The following is an 8,775-nucleotide window of genomic DNA, read 5'->3' on the forward strand; positions in this document are numbered from 1 at the left end:
AGATGATCACCGACGGGCTGCGAGCCCTTCACTCCCGGGTCGACTCAGCCGCGAACCCCGCTCAAGTTCGAAGAGCCTGAATGGGCTGGACGTGCCAGGTCGCGTTGCAGTTTCCCCGCTTGTTGCACTGAAGCTTTTTGGTGCCTGAAGGCGAGGCTGGCCGGGTGAGCGAATCCAGGCGGGGGCTGCCGTGAATGCTGGCCGCCGAAGCGTCCACAGACCGGGGGTGGGCCCACAGCGCTCGGTTAAGGCGCCGATACCAACCTATTGCGCGGAGAGGGTGTAGGTGCCCGCCCTCGGTACCGTCACCGCCGTCCAATCATTGTCGGCGCTGACTGTCGCGCCGCCCGTTATTGTCAACCATCTGTTGTAGCGAATGCGGATCAGGACAACACCTGCCGCAGTGGAGCGGAAAGTGACTGAGCTGGCGTCTTGTCGCAGCAGTTCGCCGGGCGTCCCGACCAGGGGGGTGGGGTCGGTCACCGCGTACAGCCGCCAGTGCCGGTCGGACCAGACCTCGGTCAGGTACGGCAGGCCGCCCTCGACCAGTTCGGCCTCCGCCCGACCCACCCAGGACAGCGGGGCCTGCGGTACGGCGACGTACTGCACCGCGTTGTCGTCCAGCCAGGCCCGGTAACTGTCGGCCGTCAACGGCACCCCGGTACCGGACGCGCCGGGCACGGTGGTGAAGAACAACGGGTTGCGGTCGATATCGGCCTGCCGCAGCCAACCCCGGGCCAGCGGCACCTCGCCCAGCCGGGCGGCCTCCCAGTAGTTGCGGGTCGGCGGCACCTCCAGCCGACCGGTGAGCCCGCGCTGGTCCAGTTCGGCACGCAGCGGGGCGAAGTAACCGGGGTCGCTGGTCGGGTCGCCGATGCTGCGCAGGTCGGCGGGGACCACCGGCGGCTGCCACCAGCACACCACCCCCAGCAGCACCGTTAACGCGACCGCCCCCACCCGCCGCCGGGCCGGTTGTGGCATCGCGCCACCCGACGGCGCTTGGGCAGCCGAGCCGGGCGATGGCTGGGCTGCTGGGCTGGGCGGCGGCGAAGCGGACGATGGCGGGGCGGGCCGGCCTGTCCGCCGGGTCGGTCCGAGCCAGGTCGGGGGGTGAGCGGCGGCGGCCAGCAACGGGAGGGCGAACATGGTCGCCAGGCGGGTGGCGTTCAGGCCGACCGGCGTGTGCACCAGCGCCGCCGCGACCACCCCGGCGGCGGCCAGCAGCGCGCCCACCCGCACCGGCCGGTACCCGACCAGGACGGCCACCAGCAGGGCGGTCACGGTCGCCCGGATCGTGTCGGTACGGCTGATGTTCATCCAGCCGCCGTCGCCGAACAGCAGCGCGGTCACGCCCAGCGGCAGGGCGGCGGTCACCGCCAGGGTCAGCCCCTCGGCGTATCGGCGGGACAGCAGCAGGGCGACTCCGGCCAGGCCGACGAAGAGGCCGGCCACCGGGCTGGTCGCCGAGGCCAGCAGCGCCCCGACCCCGGCCAGCACGAGCGGCAGGCGACTGTGGGCCGGGGTGGGCACCTGCTGACCGGACGGCGCGGGTCGCCAGGTCAGGGCGAGCAGGGCGGCCAGGCCGAAGGCCACCCCCAGGCCGTACGTGATCCGGCCGGAGACCAGGTTGCCGGCGATGGTGGCGACCCCCACCAGGCTGCCGAGCAGCGGCCGGGGCACCCGGGTGCGGACCAGCAGGGCGGCGAACAGGGTGGCCGCCGCTACCAGGGCGAGCACCCCGGTGGGGCGTACCCCGATCAGGGCCATCGCCGGCTGGGTCAGCAGGCTGTAGCCGAACTGCTGCACCCCGCCGTACCAGCGCAGGTCCACCGGGGTGGGGCCGTGGGCGGCGAAGAAGTCGGCCCGGGCCACCTGCGCCGCCAGGTCCGAACCCATCGCCGGGAGGATGAGGTACGCCACACCGAGCGCCCCTGCGGACGCGGCGGCCAGCGCCACCACCCGAGACCCCCGCATGCCCACCTCCGTACCGCGCTCACGGTACTGGCAGCATGGCGGACGTGTCCCATCACCTCGTGCGCTGGACTGGACTGGCCGGATCGATCATGTTGGCGGTGGCTGCCTTCCTCGGCGGTGCCCTGCCCGACGGGGACCTACGACCTGACCCGGTGAAGATCTGGTTGGGTCCGAACGGGCCCTGGATCATCGGTTTGTGGTTGTTCGGCACCATCGCCATGTCGGTGGCCTGGTGGATGCTGCGTGACCGGGTGCCCTCGGCCCGCTGGGCGCTGACCACCGCCGCCCTGTGGATCCTGCCCTTCCTGGTCACCCCGCCGCTGGGCAGCCGGGACGCGTACGCCTACGCCTGCCAGGGGGCCAGCTACGCCAACGGCATCAGCCCGTACGAGTTCGGCGTCTCCACTCTGCCCTGCCCCTGGCTGGACACCATGTCGCACATCTGGCGGGACACCCCGGCGCCGTACGGCCCGCTGTTCGTGGTGATCTCCGGCGCGGTGGTCGCCGCCACCGGTTCGCTGTTCGGCAGCATTGCGATGTTCCGGGTGCTCGCGGTGGCCGGGGTGGTGTTGACGGCGGCCTGCCTGCCGGTGCTGGCCCGCCGCTGCGGGGTGCCGGTCGGTCGGGCCCTCTGGTTGGCCCTGGCCAGCCCGCTGGTGGGGGTGCACTTGATCTCCGGGGTGCACAACGACGCGATGATGGTCGGGCTGATGGTGGCCGGACTGGCCATAGTGGTCACCTGGCCGGGCCGTACCTGGCATCTGCTGGCCGGGGGAGTGGTGCTCGGCCTGGCCGCCGGGATCAAGGTCACCGCGCTGGTGGTGGTGCCCTTCGCGGCCCTCGCCGCGATCCCCAACGGTTTCAGCCTGCGCGGGCTGTTTCGCGACGGTACGCCGGTGGTGGGTGGCGCGGTCGGCACCCTGTTCGGGGTGACCCTGGCCGCCGGGCTGGACCTGGGCTGGATCACCGGGCTCTCGCACGGCAACGAGGTGATCGCCTGGACCTCCCCGCCGACCGCGGTCGGGCAGACCCTCGGCTACCTGGCGTTGCCCTTCGGCCTGCACATCGACGCCCTGCCGGTGACCCGGGGCATCGCCATGGTGGTCCTGGCGGCGTTGCTGGTGTGGCTGTGGTTCCGGGCCCGGTACCGGGAACCCCTGTGGCACGCCGCCCTGGCCCTGACCGCAGCGGTGGCGCTGGCCCCGCTGTTCCACCCCTGGTACTGGTTCTGGCCGCTGGTCCTGCTCGCCGCCACCGCCCACCGGACCTGGTGGTTCAGTGCGGTGGCGGTGTACTCCGCCTTCCACGTGCTGGCCGACGGCACCGGGCTGCCCCGGCACACCAAGACCATCGGTGCGCCCCTGATGACCCTGTTCGTGATCGTGGTGGCGGTTCGCTTGATACGGTCGGCGAGGACGGCCCGCCGTCCCGTTCCCGCCGACTGAGGAGAGGTACGCCGGTGACCGACCCCGGCGCTGCCCGACCCCCGCGCGACCGGGGGGCCCGTCACCTGGGGCTGGTCGGGGCGCTGCTGCTGGTGGTCGCCGGATATCTCGGTGGTGCCCTGCCGGGGGCCACCACCCTCCGGGTCTGGGACTCCGACACCGGTCCGCTGACGGTGGCCCTGTGGCTGGCCGGTACCGCCGCCATGGTCGGGGCCTGGTGGCTGTTGCGTGCGGGCGCCCCCTCGATCCGGTGGGCGTACCGCACTGCCGGGTTGTGGACCCTGCCGCTGCTGTTCAGCGCGCCGCTGGGCAGCCGGGACGTGTACTCGTACGCCTGCCAGGGGTGGGTGTACGCCGACGGCGGTGACCCGTACGCCGTCGGGGTGGCGGCGGCCGGCTGCCCCTGGCTGGAGGCGGTCGCGCCGGTCTGGCGGGACACCCCGGCACCGTACGGTCCGGTTTTCGTGCTGCTCGCGGCCCTGGCGGTGGTGCTCGGCGGTGGCCTGGTCGGCACGGTGGTGGCGCTGCGGGTGCTGGCGGTGGCGGGCCTGCTGGTGGCCGCCTTCTGCCTGCCCGGCCTGGCGCGGGCGGCCGGGGTACCGGCCCGGCGGGCGACCTGGCTGGTGCTGGCCTGCCCACTTGTCGGCGTACACCTGGTGGCCGGCGCGCACAACGACGCGGTGATGCTCGGCCTGCTCCTGCCCGGCCTGCTGCTGCTGGCCCGCCGTCCGGCTCCCTCGGCGTCGAGACGACCTGCGCCTGCGACGGCGGCGCGGCAACGCCGTCCCGACCAGCGGCCGGCTGCGGGGTGGTTGCTGGTCGCCGGGGTGCTGCTCGGGCTGGCGGTGTCGGTGAAGGCCACCGCCGTGGTGGTGTTGCCCTTCGCGGCGCTGGCTGCGGTACGCGGCCGGTACACCCTGCCGGTGCTGCTGCGTGACGGCGGTCTGCTGGCCCTCGGGGTGCTCGGCGCCGTGGCGGTGACCTCCCTGCTGTCCGGTCTGGGGCTGGGCTGGATCGGCGGGTTGAGCAGCAGTGGCGACACCGTTCAGTGGACCTCGCCCCCGACAGCGGTCGGCATGGTCGTCGACTACGCCGGTGAGCTGGCCGGTCGGGACCTGGGCGCGGTGTCGGTGGCCCGGGTGGTCGGGCTGGTCCTGCTGGCCGGGTTCCTGAGCTTCCTGTGGTGGCGGACCTGGTCCGCGCTGCGTGGGCCCACTCGGCCCGTGACCCCCACCGGTGCTTCGGCAGCCGACCACCGTCTCGACCCCCGGGAGGCCCGGTGGCGGCAGGCGCTCGGCGGTGCCGGGGTGGCGCTGGTCGCCACGGTGGTCCTGGCGCCGGTGTTCCACCCCTGGTACGCCACCTGGCCCCTGGCGGTGCTGGCGGTGACCGCCGGCCGGACCACCTGGTTCCTGCTGCCCTGCGCGGCGGCGTCCTTCCTGGCCCTGCCGGACGGCACCAATGTGGCCCGGCTGGTCAAGGCGCCCGGCGCGGTGGCGATGACCCTCCTGGTCCTGGCAATCCTGCTCTGGGCGCCGTCCCGGCTGAAGCGGCAGTCGACGGGTGGATCACCTACGTGACAGCCGGGATCACCGGAGGGTGTCAGCGCGGCCGGGCTGCGCTGACACCCCGGATCCGGTCAGCGGTGGGTGCCGCAGGTGGGGCAGGAGGTGGCCGGTCGCGGGCCCACCCGGCGACGCAGCGCCACGGCTGCCGGCAGCAGGGCCGGGCCGATCAGGGCGACCGCGATCGCGGTGGCGACCATTGTCGGGTAGGTGGGGCGTGGGGCGCCGCTGGCCAGGCCGTCGACCGCCCCGGCCAGCAGGTGTGCGTTGAGCAGGCCGATCGGGGTGAGCAGGGCCACTGTGGCCCAACCGCCGCGCTCGTCGCGCCGTATCCCCAGCCCGATCGCCAGCAGCACGGCGACCACCAACAGCACCGTGCCGGTGATCGGCAGGAGCTGCTCGGCCGTCCAGCCGTACCAGCCCCAGTAGTTGCCCTGCCCGACCAGGGCCAGCCCGGTGCCGACCCCGGCGAGCGCCGCCATGCTCGGCAGGGCCCGCACCGGCCGGGGCAGCCGGTCGCCCACGGCCAGGGCCAGCACCCCGAGCGCCACCTGTGGGGCCAGGACGTACAGCGGTGGGCGGGGTGTCCCGAGGAGCCCACCCACCACCGGCGCGGCCGTGGTGGCCAGGAGCGCCACGGTGAGGGCCACCCGGGTGATCCTGCCCGGCGCCACGAACAGCAGCGGCGCGCAGAGCAGCCAGGCGAACCAGGCGATCACCCCGATCGAGACGAAGGGGCCGAAACTCGCCATGCCCCACTCGGGCCTGGGGGCGTTCTGCTCGGCCGTGGCCCAGAAGCCGGCCAGGAAGACGGCGGTGGCCAGGGCCAGCAGTCCGGCAAGGCGTACCCCGGGAAGCAGGTCGGTCGCGCCGGCAGCCCGCAACCGCTGCCGCAGACCCCCGCGCAGCAGGTCGACGGCCTCCGCGAGCGAAGGCCAACGCCGCTCGGGACCCGCCAGGTCGAGGTAGGTCCCGACGATCTCCTCGCCGCGCTCGCGGCGGTAGTCCGCCGGGTACGCCCGCAGCAGGCGTCGGTAGCGTCGCGCCAACTCGGTCATGCCAAGCCCCCGGCCGTACGCGGGGTCAGCGCCTGGACCCGGCGGGTGCGCAGCCGGGCGGTGGCCGCTTCGACGTTGCGCCGCAGCCGCTCGGTCTCGGCGGCCAGGGTGGCGTCCCCGCTGGGGGAGAGGCGGTAGTAGCGGCGCAGCCGACCGTCCACTGTCTCCTCCCGGTCGACCTCCACCAGCCCGGCGTCGGTCAGCCGGTCCAGCGCACCGTAGAGGGTGCCGGGGCGCAGTGAGAGCCGTCCCTCGGAGAGGGCGGCGACCTCACCGATGATCGCGTAGCCGTGCATCGGCTCGCGTGCCAGGGCGGTCAGGATGAGGAAGGTGGGTTCGCGTAGCGGCGTATCCATGCCCGCAATATATCGGACGCGAAGGTATGCGGGGCCGTGACCCGCCCGGATCGCCTCCGCGAACCGGCCTCCCCACCCCTGAGGGCCCTCGACGCGGTCGGGCCGGCCCCGCGAACGCGGAGCCGGCCCGACCGGAGCTGACTGGTCTCAGCAGTCGTAGTACATCGCGAACTCGTGCGGGGTCGGGCGCAGACGCACCGGGTCGACCTCGTTGGCCCGCTTCCAGTCGATCCAGGTGGAGATCAGGTCCGGGGTGAAGACCCCACCGTCGAGCAGGTAGTCGTGGTCGGCCTCCAGGGAGTCCAGCACCGCCGGCAGCGAGCCCGGCACCTGCTTGACGTCGCCCCACTCCTCCGGCGGGAGGTCGTAGAGGTCCTTGTCGATCGGCGCCGGCGGCTCCATCTTGTTCTTGATGCCGTCCAGGCCGGCCATCAGCATCGCCGAGAAGGCGAGGTAGACGTTGGCCGAGGGGTCCGGTACCCGGAACTCGACGCGCTTGGCCTTCGGGTTGCTGCCGGTGACCGGGATGCGGGTGCAGGCGGAGCGGTTGCGCTGCGAGTAGACCAGGTTGACCGGCGCCTCGAAGCCCGGCACCAGACGACGGTACGAGTTGACCGTCGGGTTGGTGAAGGCCAGCAGCGACGGGGCGTGGTGCAGCAGGCCGCCGATGTACCAGCGGGCGGTCTCGGACAGCCCGGCGTAGCCGGTCTCGTCGTAGAACAGCGGCTCACCGTTGAGCCAGAGGCTCTGGTGGGTGTGCATGCCGGAGCCGTTGTCGCCGAAGAGCGGCTTCGGCATGAAGGTCGCGGTCTTGCCGGCGGCCCAGGCCTGGTTCTTGACGATGTACTTGAACAGCTGGAGCTGGTCGCCGGCGTGCAGCAGGGTGGAGAACTTGTAGTTGATCTCCGCCTGGCCGGCGGTGCCGACCTCGTGGTGCGAGCGCTCCACGGTGAAGCCGGTGTCGATCAGCCGGCGGACGATCGAGTCGCGCAGGTCGGCGTAGTGGTCCACCGGCGGCACCGGGAAGTAGCCACCCTTGTACGCGGTCTTGTAGCCCCGGTTGCCGCCCGCCTCCTCGCGGCCGGTGTTCCAGGCGCCCTCGATCGAGTCGATGTAGTAGAACGACTGGTGCGCCGAGGTCTCGTGGCGGATCGAGTCGAAGATGTAGAACTCGGCCTCGGCACCGAAGTACGCGGTGTCCGCGATGCCGCTGGCGGCGAGGTACGCCTCGGCCTTCTTCGCCACGTTCCGGGGGTCCCGGGAGTACGCCTCGCGGGTGAACGGGTCGTGGATGAAGAAGTTCAGCGCGAGGGTCTTCTGCGTGCGGAAGGGGTCGATGAAGGCGGTCGCGACGTCCGGGAGCAGGAGCATGTCCGACTCGTGGATCGCCTGGAAACCACGGATCGACGACCCGTCGAAGGCGAGACCGTCGTTGAAGAAGGAGTCGTCGACAGACTCCACCGGCAGGTTGAAGTGCTGCATGACGCCGGGCAGGTCACAGAAACGAACGTCGACGAACTTTACGTCCTCGTTCTTGAGGTAACGCAGGAGTTCCTCGGGATTGGCGAACACTCGTCCTCCTGGCACGTCCACGGGTAGCTAGGCTCCTGGCGACGCTATGGCTGTGGGGTTGCCCAGCCATGTCTCCAGTGTTTCTGCCGTGTTACGTCCCTCGCGGTGTGTCACCTCTAACAGTTGGGGCCGCTGGGACCGGAGGGACGGGTCCGGCAGGGCCAGTCTAGTGAAGCTTCAGGTAGGTCGTCCGATTTCGCGACCTCGTGCCGGACCTGCGCCCGGTTGTCACGGCAGCGCTGAGTAACCTTGGCCGCTGTGACAACCCCGCCGCACCCTCCGACCCCGCCCGCAGTCGACCCGGACTTCGTGCCGGCCGATCTGGGGCGACGATTCGGAGCGCTGATCATCGACTGGGTGCTCTGTCTGCTCGCGGCCGGCCTGTTCGCCAGCCCGACGCGCGACGGCTGGGCGCCGGTCCTCGTGCTGATCGTGGAGTACGCCGTCTTCCTCGGCCTGTTCGCCCAGACCCCCGGCATGTACGTGACCCGGATCCGCTGCGTGGACTGGACCGACGGCGGCCGGATCGGCCTGCTGCGGGCCCTGCTGCGCGGCGTGCTCCTGGCCCTGGTCATACCGGCCCTTCTGATGGACCAGCACCGCCGCGGCCTACACGACCGCCTGACCCGCTCAGTAACCATCCCCGCCCCCCGCTGACCCCACCCTCGCCCCACGCCCTTGCCCTCGCCCCTCGCCCTGCCGCTGCGCCCGCGCCCCCTGGCCCCGCGATCATGCACTTTTGGTCTCGGCAAAACGCGCTTATCTGGCATAACGGCGACCGAAAGTGCATGATCGCCGCTGCGGG

The 8,775-nt window shown here is 72.2% G+C and carries 7 protein-coding genes; 3 read left to right on the forward strand and 4 right to left on the reverse strand.

Annotated features, from left to right (window positions below):
• Window positions 1-264 precede the first annotated feature (264 nt).
• Complete coding sequence (locus ACLQ2T_RS25075) at window positions 265-1,974, reverse strand: hypothetical protein (RefSeq protein WP_425768816.1); 1,710 nt, start codon at window positions 1,972-1,974, stop codon at window positions 265-267.
• A gap of 35 nt (window positions 1,975-2,009) precedes the next feature.
• Here ACLQ2T_RS25075 and mptB (ACLQ2T_RS25080) point away from each other — a divergent pair, with 35 nt between their 5' ends.
• Window positions 2,010-3,419 carry a polyprenol phosphomannose-dependent alpha 1,6 mannosyltransferase MptB gene (mptB, locus tag ACLQ2T_RS25080; RefSeq protein WP_425768817.1) on the forward strand — a complete coding sequence of 470 codons (1,410 nt, stop codon included), beginning with the start codon at window positions 2,010-2,012 and terminating at the stop codon, window positions 3,417-3,419.
• A 14-nt stretch (window positions 3,420-3,433) separates the two neighbouring features.
• Window positions 3,434-4,999 (forward strand): polyprenol phosphomannose-dependent alpha 1,6 mannosyltransferase MptB, encoded by a 1,566-nt coding sequence (gene mptB / locus ACLQ2T_RS25085; protein WP_425768818.1) that lies wholly within the window; start codon window positions 3,434-3,436, stop codon window positions 4,997-4,999.
• A gap of 59 nt (window positions 5,000-5,058) precedes the next feature.
• Here mptB (ACLQ2T_RS25085) and ACLQ2T_RS25090 read toward each other — a convergent pair whose 3' ends face one another.
• The 3 genes from ACLQ2T_RS25090 to glnA form a co-directional block, all read right to left on the reverse strand.
• Window positions 5,059-6,042: a hypothetical protein gene (locus ACLQ2T_RS25090; protein ID WP_425768819.1), complete on the reverse strand. Its 984-nt coding sequence runs from the start codon at window positions 6,040-6,042 to the stop codon at window positions 5,059-5,061.
• On the reverse strand, window positions 6,039-6,398 hold the full coding sequence (locus tag ACLQ2T_RS25095; protein WP_327024724.1) for a PadR family transcriptional regulator: 360 nt from the start codon (window positions 6,396-6,398) through the stop codon (window positions 6,039-6,041). The genes ACLQ2T_RS25090 and ACLQ2T_RS25095 overlap by 4 nt, the downstream gene beginning before the upstream one ends.
• Before the next feature lie 147 nt (window positions 6,399-6,545).
• Complete coding sequence (gene glnA / locus ACLQ2T_RS25100; RefSeq protein WP_425768820.1) at window positions 6,546-7,970, reverse strand: type I glutamate--ammonia ligase; 1,425 nt, start codon at window positions 7,968-7,970, stop codon at window positions 6,546-6,548.
• Between the two features lie 309 nt (window positions 7,971-8,279).
• Here glnA and ACLQ2T_RS25105 point away from each other — a divergent pair, with 309 nt between their 5' ends.
• Window positions 8,280-8,627, forward strand: a complete 348-nt coding sequence (locus ACLQ2T_RS25105; RefSeq protein ID WP_425768881.1) for an RDD family protein — start codon at window positions 8,280-8,282, stop codon at window positions 8,625-8,627.
• The last annotated feature ends 148 nt before the right edge of the window (window positions 8,628-8,775 follow it).

The sequence above is a fragment of the Micromonospora sp. DT229 genome (genome assembly GCF_049844505.1).
GTDB lineage: Bacteria > Actinomycetota > Actinomycetes > Mycobacteriales > Micromonosporaceae > Micromonospora.